Below are 16,306 nucleotides of genomic sequence, written 5' to 3' on the forward strand. Positions count from 1 at the left end.
GCCGCTAAGACAACAAAAAACGCGAGTGTGCAGAGGCACACTCGCGTTTGTCGTCGCTGGGCTGGAATTTAGCCGCGGCGCTTGGTCTTGATGATGTCCAGGCGTTCCTTGAGCAGCTCGTCGAGCTCGTCGACGGAACGGCGCTCCAACAGCATGTCCCAGTGCGTACGCGGCGGCTTGACCTTCTTGGGCTCGGGCAGGTCACCTTCGAGCAGCGTGCCTTCCAAGCCGTTGCGGCACAGCCAGTTGCCGGGGATCTCGGCGTCATCAGCGAACGGGACGTCGAACTCTTCGCCATTGTCCGTCCGGTAACGGGCGACCTGACGCGGCGCCAGGTCGTGGTTGCGGTCGGTCTCGTAGCTCACAGCTCCGAGGCGACTACCCCTCAAAACACGATCAGCCATCGTCATCACTCCTTAAACGCAGTTCTACCGGATGTACAACGCGGCGGCAGTCGGCTGAGTTCCCCATCAACGCGACCGATTCAACGCGACCCGATTGTCCAGGATACCCGCAATGGGGCAGAAGCCGGTTTAGAGTCGTCCTCCGTGAGCCGCCGATCGCGTCCCCAGCCCTGCCGTTGGTGCGGGCGGGACGTGGCTGATGCCGGCCTGGGTCGGCGCAGGCAGTACTGCCGGCAGTCCTGTCGCCAGCGGGCCTACGAGCAGCGATCCATGGTCAAGGGGACGTCGGTACCGGAGGATGCGGTGGTTCTTTCCGCCGAGGAGGCCGCCGAGCTGTCCGACCGCGTCTTCCAGGTTCGATGCGCCGCCGAAGACGTCGCCACGGCGGTCGACGAGGGTGCCGATGGGCCGGAATTGCGGGAACTGTGCGATGCGCTGATGCGGGCCGCCAAGGCCGCCGACGGGTGGCGCTAACGGCACGAGCGTCCAGCTATCACAGGGCCATCGCGAGCCGCCTGCCCGGTGTTCGGCATCCCGCGTACAGCAGATCCACAGCTACGATATGCGCCATGACCTCGCCACCTGCCGCGCCGCCGCCTGGCCCGGTTGCCGGCGTCGTATGGCGATTCGACGACTTCGAACTCGACACCGCGCAATACGAATTACGCGGGAACGGCACCGCGATCCGGGTCGAGCCGCAGGTGTTCGATGTGCTCACTCAACTCGTCGGCAACCATGAGCGCCTCGTCACCAAAGAAGAACTGTTCGACGCGGTATGGGGCGGCCGGTTCGTCGGGGAGGCCGCGCTGACCAGTCGGATCAAGGCCGCTCGTCGTGCGCTCGGGGATGACGGCGAATCGCAACGCTTCATCCGTACCGTCCGCGGCCGCGGCTATCAGTTCGTCGGCACACTGCGGGAAGCGGAGGTATCGGTCCCGGCGGTACCAGAGCCCGCACCGGATACCGAGCTCCCGCCGCCGCGCCAGCACATCGCGTTCACCCGGGCACTCGACGGAGTCCGGTTGGCCTACGCGGTCTCTGGCGAAGGGCCGCCGCTGGTACGGGCCGCCAACTGGATGACCCACCTGGGCTACGACATCGAGAGCCCGGTGTGGCGGCATTGGGTGCGGGATCTGTCCGCGGAGCACACTTTCATCCGTTACGACGAACGTGGGTGCGGCCTATCCGACTGGGAGGCCGGTGAATTCACCTTCTCGGACTGGGTGGCCGACCTCGAATCGGTTGTCGATGCCCTTGGGCTGCAACGGTTTCCGCTACTCGGGGTATCTCAGGGCGGTGCGGTCGCAGTGGCCTATGCGGCCAAGCATCCCGAACAGGTCAGCAAACTGGTGCTCTGTGGTGCCTACGCCCGTGGCCGGGCAGCGCGGGCCGTCAGCGACGAGGAGAAGAGTGCCGCTGCACTGGATCTCGATCTCGCGCGGGTCGGCTGGGGTCGCGATGATCCCGCCTTCCGGCAGGTGTTCGCCGCGCAGTTCCTACCCGACGGCACGCGCGCGGACTGGGCGGCCTTCGACCAACTGCAGCGCCGCACCACCTCACCGGAGAACGCTGTGCGATTCCTGGAGGAATTCGCCACCATCGACGTGCGTGAACTTGCCCGCGCGGTGCGCTGCCCGACCTTGATCATGCATTCGCGAGACGATCACCGGGTCCCGATGCACGCGGGACAGGAGCTGGCCGAGCTGATCCCGAACTCCGAGCTGGTCGCCCTGGACAGCAAAAACCATCTCCTCACCGCCGCCGAGCCGGCCTGGGAGGTTTTCCGGGACGAGGTGTCGGCGTTCCTGCGCGCACCGGAATGACCGTGTACCGGACTGACACGGAACGATCTCCACGCAATCTCCATGGGATCTTCATGTAACGTGGGTGGCCGCAGACCATGCTGGTTGACATGAGAAAGCACATCCGCTCCCTGATCCTCGGTGCCAGCGCCCTCCTCGCCTTCAGCACCCTGACCGCATGCTCCGGTGGCACGTCGACCGAGGCCAGTTCCGCCCCGTCGACCGCCGCTCCGACGTCGGCGGAGGTCGCCGACGCCTTCCCGGCCGACGCCCGCTACATCGCCGATATGCCCATGGCCAATGGTGGCACCATGACCCTCGGGGTCGCCGTCGACGGCGAGAAGGTGGTCGCCTATGCCTGCGACGGCAGCAAGGACGAAGCCTGGTTCTTCGGCAAGCAGACCGACGGCGCCCTCGATATCACCGGCAAGTTCCAGGACACACTCAAGGCTTCAGTTGCCGGAACCGATGGCAACACTGTCGAGGGAGACCTGACGATGGACGGGGTGGCATATCACTTCAGCGCACCGCAGGTCGCGAACCCGGCCGGGATGTACACCGCTGAGCTCGACGGGGTTCGGGCGTCGTGGGTGGTCCGCCCCGATGGCACCTTCACGGGCGTGCAGTTCAACGGCGGCATCACCGGTCGCGATTTCGAGCAGGCTGAACTGCAGCAGCTCAAGGATCTGCAGTTCCGTAACGCCGTGCGCAACAAGCGGATTCTGCAGCAGGCCGCGCAGCTCCAGCTCGGCACGTTCACCTCGACCATCAACGGCAAACCGGTGACGGCCAAGCTGGTCACCGGAAACACCACCTTCGGCTGACCCTCCGCTGATAGACACTGTGGGAAATGCCCGTCCCGCCCCCGATCAGGGGCGGGACGGGTTTTTTTCACGCGGAATCTAACCCTGGGCACCCTCACCGCCGCTCCATAGCATCGTCTCGTGTCCAGCCCCCATGCGTTGGCCGCTTCTGCGGTCGCGCCACCTTCTGATGTCGGCTGGCTGTGGCAGCGCCGCTGGACAATCCTGCGTTTCGCGTCGCCGGTGGTGTTGCTGGCGCTCTGGCAGCTCGGTAGTGCGCTCGGCTGGATTCCGCAGGACGTGCTACCCGCGCCGTCGCTCATTGCCGATGCCGGCGTTGAGCTGATCCGCAATGGCCAACTCGTTGACGCTCTTGGTGTTTCGGGCTGGCGGGTGGTGCAGGGGTTGGCGCTGGGCGGCACGATCGGTATCGGCCTTGGCATCGCTGTCGGGTTGTCGCACTGGTTCGAGGCGACCGTCGACCCGCCGATGCAAATGCTGCGGGCGCTACCGCATCTGGGTCTGATCCCGCTGTTCATCATCTGGTTCGGGATCGGGGAGCTGCCGAAGGTGCTGCTGGTAGCGCTGGGCGTGAGCTTCCCGCTGTACCTGAATACCTTCTCGGCGATCCGGCAGGTCGACCCCAAATTGTTCGAAACCGCTCAGGTGCTTGGGTTTTCCTTGTGGCAGCGATTGCGGACCATCATCGTCCCCAGTGCGGCGCCACAGGTGCTGGTCGGCCTGCGTCAGTCTTTGGCCATCGCCTGGCTCACGCTGATCGTCGCCGAGCAGATCAACGCCGGCAGCGGTATCGGCTTCCTGATCAACAACGCCCGTGACTTTCTGCGCATCGACATCATCATTTTCGGGCTGATCGTCTACGCACTGCTGGGCATCACGACTGACGCGATCGTGCGGGCCTTCGAACGACGGGCGTGCAGGTACCGGTCATGACAGTCACGTCCGAGCGTAAGACGGCAGCGGCCGGCGAACTGCGCCATGTCGACAAGTGGTACGGCAGCCATCAGGTGCTCCGGTCCGTGTCGGTGCGGATCGGCGCCGGCGAGATCGTGGCGCTGATCGGCCGTAGCGGGTCAGGTAAGTCGACGGTGCTGCGCGTGTTGGCCGGTCTGTCCGATGACCACACCGGAGAGCGCGTGGTCTCCGGTGCGCCCGCCATCGCCTTTCAGGAGCCCCGGTTGTTCCCGTGGCGCGATGTGGCGACCAATGTCGGCTACGGCCTGACCATGATCAGGCTGCCGCGCGCCGAAGTGTCGGCCAGGGTGTCGCGCGCACTGACCGATGTCGGGCTCGCCGACCGCGCCGACGTCTGGCCGTCGACGCTGTCCGGCGGTCAGGCGCAACGGGTTTCGCTGGCACGAGCGCTCGTCGCCGAACCCGACCTGCTACTACTCGACGAGCCGTTCGGCGCCCTGGACGCGCTGACGCGACTGTCGATGCGGGCACTGCTGCTCGATCTGTGGCGCACCCACGAATTCGGCGTCCTGCTGGTCACCCACGATGTCGATGAGGCGGTCGCCCTGGCTGATCGGGTGCTGGTCCTGGAAGACGGTCAGGTGGTGCACACGCTCGAGATCACCGATCCACGGCGCCCACCGGGCGAGCCGTCCGCCGACACCGAGCGCAGCCGCGTCGAACTGCTCGACCGGCTCGGCGTCCGGTTCTGACCGCAATTCCGTACTGAGAAGGGAACTTCCATGCCCCAGATACGGCGATCAGCCTCGATCGCGCGCCTGGCCGCAGTCCTGTTGCTGCCGGTGCTTCTGGCATCCTGTGTGTCGCGCGAAAGCGGCGAGACGGCTTCTTCCGCGGCGCCCGAGACCGTCCCGGTGTCCGAGCTCGCCGGGCTGACACTGCAAGTGGGCGACCAGAAGGGCGGCACCGAATCGCTTCTGCGTGCGGCCGGGCAGCTCGACAACCTGCCGTATCAGGTGCAGTTCTCCACCTTCACGTCCGGACCGCCGCAGATCGAGGCCGCCACGGCCGGCAAGATCGACTTCGCGATCACCGGCAACACCCCACCGATTTTCGGTGCTGCCGCAGGTGCGAAGGTGAAAGTGGTATCCGCCTACGACGGTGGCGGGGTCGGTGACCAGATCCTGGTGCATGCCGATTCGCCGATCACGTCGATCGCGGATCTGCGCGGCAAGTCCATCGCTGTCGGCAAGGGCAGTTCGGCCCACGGCCATATCCTGGGGCAGCTGCAGAAGGCGGGTCTCACACCCTCGGATGTGACCCTGGTCTTCCTGCAGCCCGCCGATGCGCTGTCGGCATTCAGCCAACGCCAGGCCGATGCCTGGGCCATCTGGGACCCCTATACCGCGCAGGCCGAGCAGCAGATCGATGTGCGCAGCATCGGTGAGGCCAAGGGCGTCACCAACGGGTACTGGTTCGGTATCGCCTCCGATGCGGCGCTGGCCGACCCGAAACGCAACACCGCGCTGGCCGATCTGTTGGTGCGGTTCGAGAAAGCCGCGCGCTGGGCCAAGGACAACCCGCAGGAGTGGGCCCAGAGTTACGCCGCCGCAGTCGGTCTTGACCCGAAGGTGGCCGAGGTTTCCCAGGGCCGCAGCCAGCGGTTGCCGACGGCCCTGAACGACGAGGTGGTGGCCTCCGAGCAGGCCCTGGCCGATCTGTTCGCCGAATCCGGCCAGATCGCTTCGGCGCCGACATTCGCCGACTGGGTGGACCGGCGGTACAACGACGCCCTGAAGGCACTGCTGCTCGCCTGACTTTTTTCCCGCGAGCAGACGGAAAGTACCCCAGACACGCCGACGGGCGGGGGACGTCTCCGTCTGCTCGCGGGGAAAACGTCAGCAGCCGAACTTCCAGCCGACCAGTTCGTCGGCGGGTGGATCCACTGCGCGCAGGCAGCCGAACGCCACGACACCGGCATCACTGATGCGGGCGGCACTTTGATGTGCGTAGTTGACGCAGAACAGGCCGACCTGGTCCGTGCGGCACTGATAGTCGCCGAACTTCAGGCGTTGACCGTAGGCGAGTTCCTGGCCCGTGCCGTAGCCGAACTGCGCCGGGTCGCCGTGCAGGCCGCCCACAGTCAGGGTGGCGCCGGGATAGTCGATCCAGCCGGGGATCCATTGCCCGTCCGGGCCGGCAGCGGCCGGCTTGGCGGGCCCGGCGGTGAGCTCGGCCAAGCACGCCAGCTCGCCGTTGTCGTCGTTCGTCATACCCGTCATGCAGGTGGTTTTCCCCGACGGTGTGGTGAAAGCAACACCGTCGTCGAGTTGGGTGGTGCGGCCGTCGCGGGTGGCGCTGTGAAATCCGCTCAGTTCTGCAGGTTGTCCTGCCTCCACCCACGTGATGACGGCGGCGATCGGTGCACCGTCGACGGGCGGCGTGGCCGCAGCAGGGGGTGTCGTTTTCGGGGAACTCGAACTGCTCACCGGTGGTGGCGACGTGGCCGCCGAGGTGCCGTTGGCCTCGTCACCTGATCCGGAGCAACCCGCGATCAGCAGCAACGCCGCGACCGGCAGGAAAATCCGCATATCCGTCACGGTAGTGCCATCCGGCCGGTTCGACACCTGTTCGCTAACGTCGGGGTATGCACGAACACACCGTCCGCGCGAACATCTCCACCGGAACCGTCGAGGGATTCACCCGTGACGGCGTAAACCGTTGGCGTTCCATTCCCTACGCGAAGCCGCCGGTCGGCCCGCTGCGCTACCGCGCCCCGCGACCGGCCGAGCCGTGGCGGGGTGTGCGGTACTGCCACGGGTTCGCCAACTGCGCACCCCAGCAGCGTAAGTACACCGTCACCGGGCTCGGGAAATACCAGCCGATGGGCGAGGACTGTCTGACCCTCAACGTCGTCGCGCCGGCGGAACCCGCACAGGGCCCGCTGCCGGTGATGGTCTTCGTCCACGGTGGTGCCTATATCCTCGGCAGCTCGGCGACGGTGTTGTACGACGGTGCCGCTCTGGCGCGGCGCGGTTGTGTGTACGTCTCGGTGAACTACCGACTCGGCCCGCTGGGGTGTCTTGATCTGTCGTCACTGTCGACGAATGACGTCACCATCGACAGCAATTTGTTTCTGCGTGATTTGGTGCTGGCGCTGCAGTGGGTGCGTGAGAATATCGGCGCCTTCGGCGGTGACCCGGAAAATGTCACGATCTTCGGTGAAAGCGCCGGGGCGCAGGCCGTGGCCACCCTGCTGGCGGTTCCGTCGGCGAAAGGCCTTTTCCGCCAAGTCATTTCGGAGAGTCCCGCCGCGGGTATGGTTCGTTCTGCCGAGGTCGCGAAGCAGTTCGCGCAGCGCTTCGCCGGGATCATCGGGGCCAGGCGCGAGGATGCCGGCGCTGCACTGATGCAGGCCACGCCCGGTGAGCTCGTCGACGCGCTCGACGAACTGATCTCCCACGGCAACCGGGATATGCTCGGCGCCTTCCCGGCGGGCCCATCCTTTGGCGATGATGTGCTGCCACTGGACCCGATCGAGGCCATGGCTACCGGTAAGGCGCACCGGGTGCCGTTGATCGTCGGCAACAACGCCGAGGAGGCCAAACTGTTCACCCGGTTCCTCAAACTGCTGCCGACCACAGAACCGTTGATCGAGGCGCTGCTGGCCGAGGCGGGGCCCGACGCGAGGGACCGGATCACCGCCGCCTATCCGGGCTATCCCAGCACCGCCGCGTGTATTCGGCTCGGCGGTGATTTCGCGTTCAGTTCGGCGGCCTGGCAGATCGGCGACGCCCACAGCAGGTACGCCCCGACGTATGTGTACCGCTACGACTACGCGCCGCGCACCCTGCATTGGACGGGACTCGGCGCCACCCATGGCACCGAGATGCTGGCCGTCTTCGATGTGTACCGCGGGCGATTCGGTTCGGTGCTCACCGCGGCCGGTGATCGTAGTTCGGCACGCCGCGTCAGCAGGGATGTCCAGTCACGCTGGCGGTCGTTCAGCAGCAGCGGCGTCCCCGGTGAGGACTGGCCCGCCTATGACGCCGCCGAACGGGCGGTGATGGTCTTCGACCGCCGATCAAGGGTCGAATTCGATCCCCATCCTGATCGGCGGACGGCGTGGGAAGGGTTCACCCTCGCGCAGTAAAGGTCTGCGATTTCGGCTGCACGACTGAAACCGTTGACCGAGGATGGAGTCATGAGCCAAACCGTCAGCCCGACGCCCGATCACCCACTGGATCCGCTCTCTGCCGAAGAATTCAGTGCGGTCGCCGCCATCTTGAATCGCGAGCACGAGGTCGGGGAGGGTTGGCGCATCGCCTGCATCGAAATGCAGGAACCCGCCAAGGCGGCGCTTGCCGCATACGAACAGTCCGGCGGTGCGACCCGGCCGGCCCGCAAGGCCGTCGTGCTGTGCCTCAAGCGTTCAGAGAACGCCACCTACAAGAGCGTGGTGTCGCTGACCGATGACCGGGTGGAGTCCTTCGAACACGTCCCGGGGGTACAGGCCAACTTCACCGTCGATGAGTTCGTCGAATGCGACCAGGTCTTGCGCAACCATCCCGAGGTCATCGCAGCACTGGCCAAGCGCGGTATCACCGATATAGAGAACGTCTTCATGGACACCTGGACCTACGGTGAGGCCGTCGCGCCACCGGAGTACCGCGATCGCCGCATCGGCTGGTCGGACACCTGGCGCAAGAACGCGGCGGGCGCCAACCCGTACGCGAACCCGGTGAGCGGGCTGCATTGCGTCATCGACCTGAACTCGATGGAACTGCTGCGTGTCGAGGATTCCTTTGCCTCCGGGGGAGGGTTTGAATCACCGACTGTGATGGGCGAGTATGTGCCCAAACACATTCCGGAGCGCATCAAGGCCAGCTGGACCCGCGAGCCGCTCAAACCGCTGGAGATCACCCAGCCGGAAGGTCCGTCGTTCACCCTCGACGGCAACCTGCTGCAATGGCAGAACTGGTCACTGCGAGTGGGATTCAACCATCGCGAAGGCATGACCCTGCACACGGTGGGCTACCGCGACGGTGACCGGGTTCGGTCGATCGCGCACCGGATGAGCTTCGCCGAGATGATGGTGCCCTACCGCGATCCCTCCGTTGACCACTACCGCCGCACCGCCTTCGACATCGGCGAGTGGGGCCTGGGGTTCATGACGGTATCCCTGGAGCTGGGCTGTGACTGTCTGGGTGAGATCCGTTATCTCGACGCCACACTGCACAACAGCAAGGGGGAGCCGTACACGATCCGCAATGCGATCTGCATCCACGAGGAAGACAATGCGGTGTTGTGGAAACACGTCGACCATGACGCCGGTGCCGAGGTGCGCCGGACGCGCAGGCTGACCATCTCCTCGCACGTCACTGTGGCCAACTACGAATACCTGGTCTACTGGCGGCTGTACCAGGACGGCAATATCGAGTGCGAGGTCAGGGCCACCGGCATCATGGTGACCACGCCGCTGGCACCGGGTGCACCGAATCCGAACGGCACGCTGGTTGACGAGCGGACCTACGCACCGTTTCATCAGCACTTCCTGGTGGCGCGGCTGGACATGGACATCGACGGCAACGAGAACACCGTCTGCATGACGGAGTCCTACGCCGAGCCGATGGGCCCGGAGAACCCCTACGGGCTGTCGGTGGTGCAACGCACCGTGCCGTTGCGCACCGAGAGCGAGGGTATGCAGGACCCCAACTACGCCACCCAGCGGGCGTGGAAGGTGGTCAACCCCAACGTCACCAACGGTCTTGGCACCAACCCGTCCTACAAACTGGTGCCAGGGGGCGCGTTCCCGCCGATGTTCGATCCCGATTCCCCGGTCTTCCAACGCGCCACCGTCATCGGACATACGCTGTGGGTGACCCCGAACAACGCCGAAGAGCGTTGGCCTGCAGGCGAATTCGTCAACCAGTCGGCCGAAGACAAAGGCATCGGAGCGTGGACACGGGCGAACCGTTCGATCGAGAACACCGACGTGGTGCTCTGGTATGTATTCGGTCTGCATCACATCACCCGGCCGGAGGACTGGCCGATCATGCCCGTCGACACGGTGTCCTTCTGGCTCAAACCGTACGGATTCTTCGATCGCAATCCGTCCCTGGATGTAGCACCGTCCCCCCCGGCGCACTGCCACAAGCCTGACTGACCAGGGCGAGTTTGACACCCGTCAACTGATCGCGTCGAAAAGCCGTGGGCTCGTGGCCGGGTGCTCTAGGTTGGTCACGTGCTAGCCCACCCCGACCCTGTCATCGAAAAGCCTGCCGATGTGACGGCGGAGTGGCTGACCACCGTGCTCGGCGCACCGGTCAGCGACTTCACCATCGAGCGGATCGGCACCGGCCAGATGAGTGAGTGTTACCGCCTCACTCCGACATACGAGGCCGCCACCGACCGCGATGGGCTGCCCGAGTCCGTCGTACTCAAGGTCGCCGCCGGTGACCCGACCAGCCGCCAGACGGGTCTGGCGCTCGGGCTCTACGAACGCGAGGTTCGGTTCTACACCGATATCGCGCCGCGACTGGTCGCCGGCGATGGCGGTCCGGTTGCGCCCTGCCTGCACAGTGCGTTCGACCCGGCCACCGGCATCTTCGACCTGGTCCTCGGCGACGCCGCGCCGGCCGCAGTCGGCGACGAGATCCGTGGCGCGAGCATAGAACAGGCGTTGCTTGCGGTCCGTCAGCTCGGCGGTCTGCACGCACAGCTGCTCGGTGACGAAACCTTGGCGGGCACCGAATGGCTCAACCGCGATGCGCCGATCAATCAGCAGCTGATCGGCCAGCTGTACGCCGCCTTCGCCGACCGGTACGCCGATGCGATGACCGCCGAACAGCGCACCGTGTGCGAGCGGCTGGTCGCTGGTTTCGACGATTATCTTGCGGCCGAGGGATCTGCTGACAAGACGATGGGTCTGGTGCACGGTGACTACCGGCTCGACAACATGTTGTTCGGTGCGCAGGGTTCTGACCGTCCGCTGACGGTGGTCGATTGGCAGACCGTGACATGGGGTCCGGCGTTGACCGATCTTGCGTATTTCATCGGGTGCGCCCTACCGGTTGCGGTCCGCCGCGAGCATTACGCGGAGCTGTTGGGTGCCTATCACCAGGCGCTCGGTCCTGACACCGTGCTGAGCCTTGACGATGTGCACGACGGAGTGCGGCGGCAGAGCTTTTTCGGCGTGATGATGGCGATCGTGTCGTCAATGCTGGTGGAGCGCACCGTCCGTGGCGATGAGATGTTCATGACCATGCTGGACCGGCACAGCAGCCATGTGCTCGATACCGACGCACTGGCCGCGCTGCCCGACCCTGGCCACCAGGGGCCGGTGGCGCTGCAACCCGAGGCCGCTGACGAGAGCGCGCACACCCCGACCGACGAACCATTGTGGAGCGAGAGCTGGTACTGGGACTTCGTCGACCCGGCGCAGGGAGTGGGTGGGTGGCTGCGGCTCGGATTGATTCCCAACGAGGGCAAAGCCTGGCTCCAGGCCCTGTTATGCGGCCCCGATATGCCCACCATCGCCATCCTGGATTTCGCGGCGCCACTGCCGGGTGATCCGTCGGTGTTGACCACCGACGCATACGAATTCACCCACGCCGCAACGACACCGCTGCAGCGGTACACGGTGACCGTGCGTGGCCAGGGGCAGGCTTTCGACGACCCGTCGGCACTGCTGCGCGGCGAGGCAGGCAGACCCGTCGAGGTGATGATGGACCTGCAGTGGACCAGCGACGGTCTGCCGTACCAGTACCGGATCACCCCGCGTTATGAGATCCCTTGCACGGTCACCGGTGTCGTCACTGCCGACGGGCACTCGTATACCTTTGCCGATGCCCCCGGCCAGCGTGACCATTCGTGGGGCGTGCGTGACTGGTGGAGCATGGAGTGGGTGTGGAGTGCACTGCACCTCGACGACGGCACCCATCTGCACGGGGTGGATATGCGAATCCCCGGCATCCCGACTTTCGGTATCGGCTACGTCCAGGGCCCGTTCGACGGAACGTCGGCTCCGCTGCTCGAACTGGAAGCGGTCACTGCTCGGGAAGTATTCTCGCCCAACGATTTACCGGTCAGCACCGAACTGGTCCTCAGTGGCGCGGGCGGGGCGGAGGAACTGGTGGCGACTGCCGAAATCGTCGGGCATGCCCCCGTGCGACTGACGTCAGCGCACGGCAAGGTCAGTCTGTTTCCTCGCGCGTGGGCCACGGTGCGCACCGCTGATGGTCGCCGAGGAGTGGGCTGGCTGGAGTGGAACCGCAACCAGTAGCGCAGCTCTGTCCCAGCTTCAAGCGGTATCGACGTCGAGTTCGTTGCGGCGCAGCCCCATCGGTGTCTCGGCAGGCAGGTCGCCGCCGGCGATCACTGTTCTGGTGATCGGCGTCAGGGTGGCGAAGAGCTGCTGGATCTCGTCGTCGTCGAGTCCCTCCAGGGCGGATAGCGCGACAGTGTTGGTCACTGTTTCGATCTGCTCCTTGAGATCGCGTCCGGCCTCGGTCAAGGACCCGTCGCGGCTGAGCAGTCCGCGCTGGGTTAGGCTCTCGCAGCACTGATGCCATTCGTCGTCGTCGTAATCCCGGCTGCGGCGAATGAAGTCAGCGGGCACGCCACCTGAGGCACTGTGCAGGATATTGGATTCGCGTCCGCTGACGCCGGCCGCGACGAGGGCCGCGATATGCCCGTCGCCACGGTGTTCACGCAGTAAAGTCGCGGCGTGCCAGAGTGTTTCGACCGGATTCGACGGCCACGCCAAGCTGGCATTCGCCGCGAACAGTGCTCGGCCGGCTACCGGCGCGTGTTTCGCGGTCTTGGCCAGGAGTGCGGCCGCCTGCGCGACGCCGTCGGTGTCGTCGACGCCATATCTACCTAGCGCGGCGACTGCCGCCTCCGCCCGCACCCGCACCGCGTCGTGCGGCGGCGCTATATCCCACGCCGCGGGCAGCGCCTTGGCCACCCTGGCAGGGGAGAAGTTGTAGAACAGCGCAGTGACCACCTCGGCAGGGACCTGACCCAGTGGCGCGGAGCGGGCGGCAAAGTACCCCATCCAGTAACCGCGGTATCCGAGGGCGTCCAGCGCCTGTTTGACTTCGGGGGCGAAGTACACGACGCCGTGCACGGGCTCGAATCGATCAAAGAGGCGTCGAGCCAGCGAGGGTGCTCTTTCCACCCGATCAGTTAAGCACCATTGTGATAGTTGATCGGCACGGCCATCGACAACTTGCTATCTTGCCTGCAAACTTACTGTGAATGCGGATCTGGCAAATTCTGGAGGGACCACGCATGAGGACGTTCGGCACGGCTGTCGGGGCCGCGGCACTCAGCTGTGTCGCGTTGATCGCGGGGTTGTCGGGCTGCAGCTTCACCGTCGGTGGCGGCACCCCGACAGTCGCCAAGGCTGACCTGCAGTCCGATATCGCCGACCGACTGCAAAAGGCCGGCCAGAAAGCGGATTCGGTCACCTGCAAGGCCGATCTCGAGGGGGTGGTCGGCAAGACCACCACATGCGAGGTGGTGTTGAGCGCGACCAACGCCTTCGAGCCGATCGTCACCGTGACCAAGGTCGACGGCAGCACCGTTTCGTATGAGATGGCGCCCGCGCTATCGCAGGCTCAGCTGGAGAAATCGGTCAAAGACATCGTCGCCAAGAGCACCGGTGAGGACGTCGATTCCGTCGCGTGTGAATCAGGTCTGGAAGGCAAAGTGGGCAATAAAGCGCAGTGCGAGGTGACGACGGCCGGCGAAGCGTCGCAGGACACGGTGACCGTGACAGAGGTCGACGGCCTGATGATGAACTTCAGCGTCACCGCGGGCTGACCTCTGGCAGGGCTGTTATTGACAGATTCGGCCCCACTTGGCCGCCGAACTGCTATTTTCCCGACAATGCGAACGGGCTCGCAGCTCTAGCGAACAGTTCGGCGGGTCAATTCCGGGGGGGACAATGAAAACCTTCATCCTGTTGGTCGGTGCCGCGACGGTGGTGTGTGCGACGTTGTCGGGCTGCCAGTTCAATGTCCACACCGGTGGCAACCCGTCGGTGGCGAAGGCCGATATCGAGAAGACGATCACCGAGAAGCTGACGACCGGTGATCAGAAGCCGCAATCGGTGTCGTGTCCCGAAGACCTCACGGCCGAGGTCGGCAAGAGCACCACCTGCGACGTGGTGCTGAACGATGACGAATTTCAGACGACCGCCACGGTGACCAAACTTGATGGCGAGACGGCCAGTTACGACATGAGCCCGTCGCTGTCGAAGGCTCAGGTCGAAAAACGGGTCAACGTTTTCCTCACCGGCAACAACTGGCAGATTGATTCAGTGGCATGTGACTCCGGCCTGGAGGGCAAGACTGGCACGTCGGTGCACTGCCAGGTGACCCCGTCCGACGGCGAGCCGCCATTCGGCGAAACCGTGACGATGGGCGATATCCGCGGCTTGGCGATGGACCTGAATTTCAAGGGTGACTGACCTGCCACAGCACCGGGCGCACGCGCAGTATCGTCAGCCCATGGCGGTCACCGATCTCGGCACACTCGACGTTGGTCTGCATCCGCTGCACGGTATGCACGAACCGACATCTGCCACGCCTGCGCGGCGGCCGAATTCGATCCGGCGCACCACCTCGATGGATATCACTCGCGACGCCGGAACCGTTGACCCCGTTCGGATTCGGGGCCGCGGCCGCGATCTCGTCACCGTCGCCGATGGCACCGCGCGCGAACTCGATACCGCCGGCCTGACCGTCTCGGTGGCGATGATGGCCCGACGTGTCGAGTCGATCGACACCGATCCGCCGAACGCGGCCGTGGCCACCCTGGTCGGTGCACCCGCGATGGGTGGCTTCCGCGGTGCGGCGGACCGGGCCGCGCCGGAGTTGCGACAGAACCGGGAGCTGCTCTACACACTTCTCGACGATGTTCCGGTCTGCGCGCTGATTTCGGGGCACGCCCTGGGTGCCTCCCGCGCGCTCGGTCCGGTCAGCCGGTCGGGCTATCTGCCGATGGCCGACCAATGCGCAGGGTTCGCCACCGGGGGCATTCTGATGAACTCGTTCGAGGCGGGGGATCCGGTGATCGCGACGGGACCGGTGGCGCCGGATCTCGACGCTGGCGCCGACGGGTTGGCCTGGCATGCGATGGCACCGTTGCCGCTGCACGGTATGCGCCGCCGTCGGCGGATCGACGTCTATGAGATCGGTGCAGCGGGTGCGCCGACCATTGGCGTCGACGCGATGTTCCGCGACAGCTATGTGCGAGCCGACGGGGCCGAGACGATTGTGCACGAGTACACGCTGGCTGCCATCGTGGCGGCCGACACCGAAATGATCCTTGAAGCCAGCGCCACCCCGCGGGTGCTGCCGTGGCAGGAGTGCCCTGGCGCGGTGCAGAGTGCACAACGTATTGCTGATATGACGTTGGCAGAACTGCACTTTCGGGTCCGCGATGAACTCTCCGGCACATCGACATGCACCCATCTCAATGACCTGCTGCGCAGTGCCGGTGATGTGAGCGGTCTGCTGGCCCGGCTCAAAGGTCTTCGGTGACAGCCGAAGCCGCTTCATCGATGATGGCCCGCATCGCGTGTTCGGCGGCCTCCTCGTCGCGCAACCGGACGGCCCGCGCCACCTCATCATGCAATGCGATAGCCGCGGTGTTGGGCCGTTCGGGCATCATCCCGTGATGGGTCCGGCCGGTCAGCACCTCGGCAACGACAGCATTGAGTGCACGGAACATCTCGTTACCGCTGGCTTCCAACAGGGTGCGATGAAACACCTTGTCCGCCAATAGGTATGACTCCAGGTCTCCGGATCGGCCGTGTACCACCATATCGGAGACCGCCGCGGCCATGATCCGGCACTGGTGTGGATCGGCGCGACGGGCCGCCAGTGCGGCAGCGGCCGGTTCGAACCCCCTGCGTAGCTCGGACAACGAGAGGAGCTGCGCGGCCCGGTCGCCGGCGTCGAGGCGCCACCTGATCAGCGTCGGGTCGAAGACATTCCAGTTCTCGCTGGGCTGAATGGTGATGCCGACCCGCCTGCGCGAGGCCACCATACCCATGGACTCCAGCACGCGGATCGCTTCGCGCGCCACGCTGCGGGAGACGCCGTGTTCTGTGCTGACTCCGTCGAGGGTGAGGACTTGGCCCGCCGTGAGTCGGCCCGAGGCGATACCGCCGCCGAGCGCATCCAGCAGGCTCGCGTGCAATTCGCCGACAAATTTGGGCCCGGTCACGCCTTACATCGTGTCATATGCGCTGACGAACGCAGTTAAGACAGATCTTTGAGCCAGATACTTGCAATCGTATGACCATTGCGGCACAGTGTGTGATGACCAGCACAACAGGGTAGGTGGA

At 65.3% G+C, this 16,306-nt stretch carries 16 protein-coding genes; 12 read left to right on the plus strand and 4 right to left on the minus strand.

Annotated features, from left to right (window positions below; translation table 11 throughout):
• Nucleotides 1–68: 68 nt before the first annotated feature.
• On the minus strand, nucleotides 69–404 hold the full coding sequence (locus ADBZ9O_RS16090) for an RNA polymerase-binding protein RbpA (protein ID WP_526523509.1): 336 nt from the start codon (nucleotides 402–404) through the stop codon (nucleotides 69–71).
• A 144-nt stretch (nucleotides 405–548) separates the two neighbouring features.
• Here ADBZ9O_RS16090 and ADBZ9O_RS16095 point away from each other — a divergent pair, with 144 nt between their 5' ends.
• The 6 genes from ADBZ9O_RS16095 (at nucleotide 549) to ADBZ9O_RS16120 (ending at nucleotide 5,762) form a co-directional block, all read left to right on the plus strand.
• A complete protein-coding gene (locus tag ADBZ9O_RS16095; RefSeq protein WP_526523511.1) occupies nucleotides 549–878 on the plus strand; it encodes a hypothetical protein in 330 nt (109 codons plus the stop codon).
• Between the two features lie 95 nt (nucleotides 879–973).
• Complete coding sequence (locus ADBZ9O_RS16100) at nucleotides 974–2,227, plus strand: alpha/beta hydrolase (RefSeq protein WP_526523513.1); 1,254 nt, start codon at nucleotides 974–976, stop codon at nucleotides 2,225–2,227.
• A gap of 89 nt (nucleotides 2,228–2,316) precedes the next feature.
• Complete coding sequence (locus tag ADBZ9O_RS16105) at nucleotides 2,317–3,030, plus strand: hypothetical protein (RefSeq protein WP_526523515.1); 714 nt, start codon at nucleotides 2,317–2,319, stop codon at nucleotides 3,028–3,030.
• Between the two features lie 138 nt (nucleotides 3,031–3,168).
• On the plus strand, nucleotides 3,169–3,963 hold the full coding sequence (locus ADBZ9O_RS16110) for an ABC transporter permease (protein WP_526533206.1): 795 nt from the start codon (nucleotides 3,169–3,171) through the stop codon (nucleotides 3,961–3,963).
• Nucleotides 3,960–4,697, plus strand: coding sequence for an ABC transporter ATP-binding protein (locus tag ADBZ9O_RS16115; RefSeq protein ID WP_526523517.1), 738 nt, complete (start codon nucleotides 3,960–3,962; stop codon nucleotides 4,695–4,697). The genes ADBZ9O_RS16110 and ADBZ9O_RS16115 overlap by 4 nt, the downstream gene beginning before the upstream one ends.
• Before the next feature lie 30 nt (nucleotides 4,698–4,727).
• Entirely contained in the window at nucleotides 4,728–5,762 is a 1,035-nt protein-coding gene (locus tag ADBZ9O_RS16120) for an ABC transporter substrate-binding protein (RefSeq protein ID WP_526523519.1), read from the plus strand.
• Nucleotides 5,763–5,843: 81 nt separating this feature from the next.
• Here ADBZ9O_RS16120 and ADBZ9O_RS16125 read toward each other — a convergent pair whose 3' ends face one another.
• Nucleotides 5,844–6,536, minus strand: a complete 693-nt coding sequence (locus ADBZ9O_RS16125; protein WP_526523521.1) for a hypothetical protein — start codon at nucleotides 6,534–6,536, stop codon at nucleotides 5,844–5,846.
• 56 nt (nucleotides 6,537–6,592) lie between these two features.
• Between ADBZ9O_RS16125 and ADBZ9O_RS16130 the strand changes: the two genes are divergently transcribed.
• From ADBZ9O_RS16130 to ADBZ9O_RS16140, 3 genes are all read left to right on the plus strand, one after another.
• Nucleotides 6,593–8,098 carry a carboxylesterase/lipase family protein gene (locus ADBZ9O_RS16130; RefSeq protein WP_526523523.1) on the plus strand — a complete coding sequence of 502 codons (1,506 nt, stop codon included), beginning with the start codon at nucleotides 6,593–6,595 and terminating at the stop codon, nucleotides 8,096–8,098.
• Nucleotides 8,099–8,149: 51 nt separating this feature from the next.
• Nucleotides 8,150–10,111 (plus strand): primary-amine oxidase, encoded by a 1,962-nt coding sequence (locus tag ADBZ9O_RS16135; RefSeq protein WP_526523525.1) that lies wholly within the window; start codon nucleotides 8,150–8,152, stop codon nucleotides 10,109–10,111.
• Between the two features lie 78 nt (nucleotides 10,112–10,189).
• Nucleotides 10,190–12,229, plus strand: a complete 2,040-nt coding sequence (locus tag ADBZ9O_RS16140; RefSeq protein ID WP_526523527.1) for a DUF7064 domain-containing protein — start codon at nucleotides 10,190–10,192, stop codon at nucleotides 12,227–12,229.
• Between the two features lie 18 nt (nucleotides 12,230–12,247).
• On the opposite strand, the gene ADBZ9O_RS16145 is transcribed toward ADBZ9O_RS16140, so the two are convergent.
• Nucleotides 12,248–13,126, minus strand: a complete 879-nt coding sequence (locus tag ADBZ9O_RS16145; RefSeq protein WP_526523529.1) for an SCO6745 family protein — start codon at nucleotides 13,124–13,126, stop codon at nucleotides 12,248–12,250.
• A 113-nt stretch (nucleotides 13,127–13,239) separates the two neighbouring features.
• On the opposite strand from ADBZ9O_RS16145, the gene ADBZ9O_RS16150 reads away from it, so the two are divergent.
• The 3 genes from ADBZ9O_RS16150 to ADBZ9O_RS16160 all read left to right on the plus strand — a co-directional run bounded on the left by ADBZ9O_RS16150 (nucleotide 13,240) and on the right by ADBZ9O_RS16160 (nucleotide 15,497).
• The gene (locus ADBZ9O_RS16150; protein WP_526523531.1) at nucleotides 13,240–13,773 is read left to right on the plus strand and encodes a DUF4333 domain-containing protein; all 534 of its coding nucleotides are present in this window, start codon (nucleotides 13,240–13,242) and stop codon (nucleotides 13,771–13,773) included.
• Nucleotides 13,774–13,897: 124 nt separating this feature from the next.
• On the plus strand, nucleotides 13,898–14,422 hold the full coding sequence (locus ADBZ9O_RS16155) for a DUF4333 domain-containing protein (RefSeq protein ID WP_526523533.1): 525 nt from the start codon (nucleotides 13,898–13,900) through the stop codon (nucleotides 14,420–14,422).
• Nucleotides 14,423–14,462: 40 nt separating this feature from the next.
• On the plus strand, nucleotides 14,463–15,497 hold the full coding sequence (locus tag ADBZ9O_RS16160) for a DUF2889 domain-containing protein (RefSeq protein ID WP_526523535.1): 1,035 nt from the start codon (nucleotides 14,463–14,465) through the stop codon (nucleotides 15,495–15,497).
• Here ADBZ9O_RS16160 and ADBZ9O_RS16165 read toward each other — a convergent pair.
• Nucleotides 15,481–16,185, minus strand: coding sequence for a FadR/GntR family transcriptional regulator (locus ADBZ9O_RS16165; protein WP_526523537.1), 705 nt, complete (start codon nucleotides 16,183–16,185; stop codon nucleotides 15,481–15,483). The genes ADBZ9O_RS16160 and ADBZ9O_RS16165 overlap by 17 nt on opposite strands.
• Between the last annotated feature and the right edge of the window lie 121 nt (nucleotides 16,186–16,306).

It is taken from the genome of Mycobacterium sp. (assembly GCF_965229105.1).
Classification (GTDB): domain Bacteria; phylum Actinomycetota; class Actinomycetes; order Mycobacteriales; family Mycobacteriaceae; genus Mycobacterium.

Excerpts from the sequence above, each read along its gene's own strand:
- ADBZ9O_RS16120 (WP_526523519.1), top strand. The coding sequence starts at position 4,728 with ATGCCCCAGATACGGCGATCAGCCTCGATCGCGCGCCTGGCCGCAGTC.
- ADBZ9O_RS16115 (WP_526523517.1), top strand. The coding sequence starts at position 3,960 with ATGACAGTCACGTCCGAGCGTAAGACGGCAGCGGCCGGCGAACTGCGC.
- ADBZ9O_RS16130 (WP_526523523.1), top strand. The coding sequence starts at position 6,593 with ATGCACGAACACACCGTCCGCGCGAACATCTCCACCGGAACCGTCGAG.
- ADBZ9O_RS16090 (WP_526523509.1), bottom strand. The coding sequence starts at position 404 with ATGGCTGATCGTGTTTTGAGGGGTAGTCGCCTCGGAGCTGTGAGCTAC.
- ADBZ9O_RS16135 (WP_526523525.1), top strand. The coding sequence starts at position 8,150 with ATGAGCCAAACCGTCAGCCCGACGCCCGATCACCCACTGGATCCGCTC.
- ADBZ9O_RS16160 (WP_526523535.1), top strand. The coding sequence starts at position 14,463 with ATGGCGGTCACCGATCTCGGCACACTCGACGTTGGTCTGCATCCGCTG.
- ADBZ9O_RS16125 (WP_526523521.1), bottom strand. The coding sequence starts at position 6,536 with ATGCGGATTTTCCTGCCGGTCGCGGCGTTGCTGCTGATCGCGGGTTGC.
- ADBZ9O_RS16100 (WP_526523513.1), top strand. The coding sequence starts at position 974 with ATGACCTCGCCACCTGCCGCGCCGCCGCCTGGCCCGGTTGCCGGCGTC.
- ADBZ9O_RS16105 (WP_526523515.1), top strand. The coding sequence starts at position 2,317 with ATGAGAAAGCACATCCGCTCCCTGATCCTCGGTGCCAGCGCCCTCCTC.
- ADBZ9O_RS16150 (WP_526523531.1), top strand. The coding sequence starts at position 13,240 with ATGAGGACGTTCGGCACGGCTGTCGGGGCCGCGGCACTCAGCTGTGTC.
- ADBZ9O_RS16155 (WP_526523533.1), top strand. The coding sequence starts at position 13,898 with ATGAAAACCTTCATCCTGTTGGTCGGTGCCGCGACGGTGGTGTGTGCG.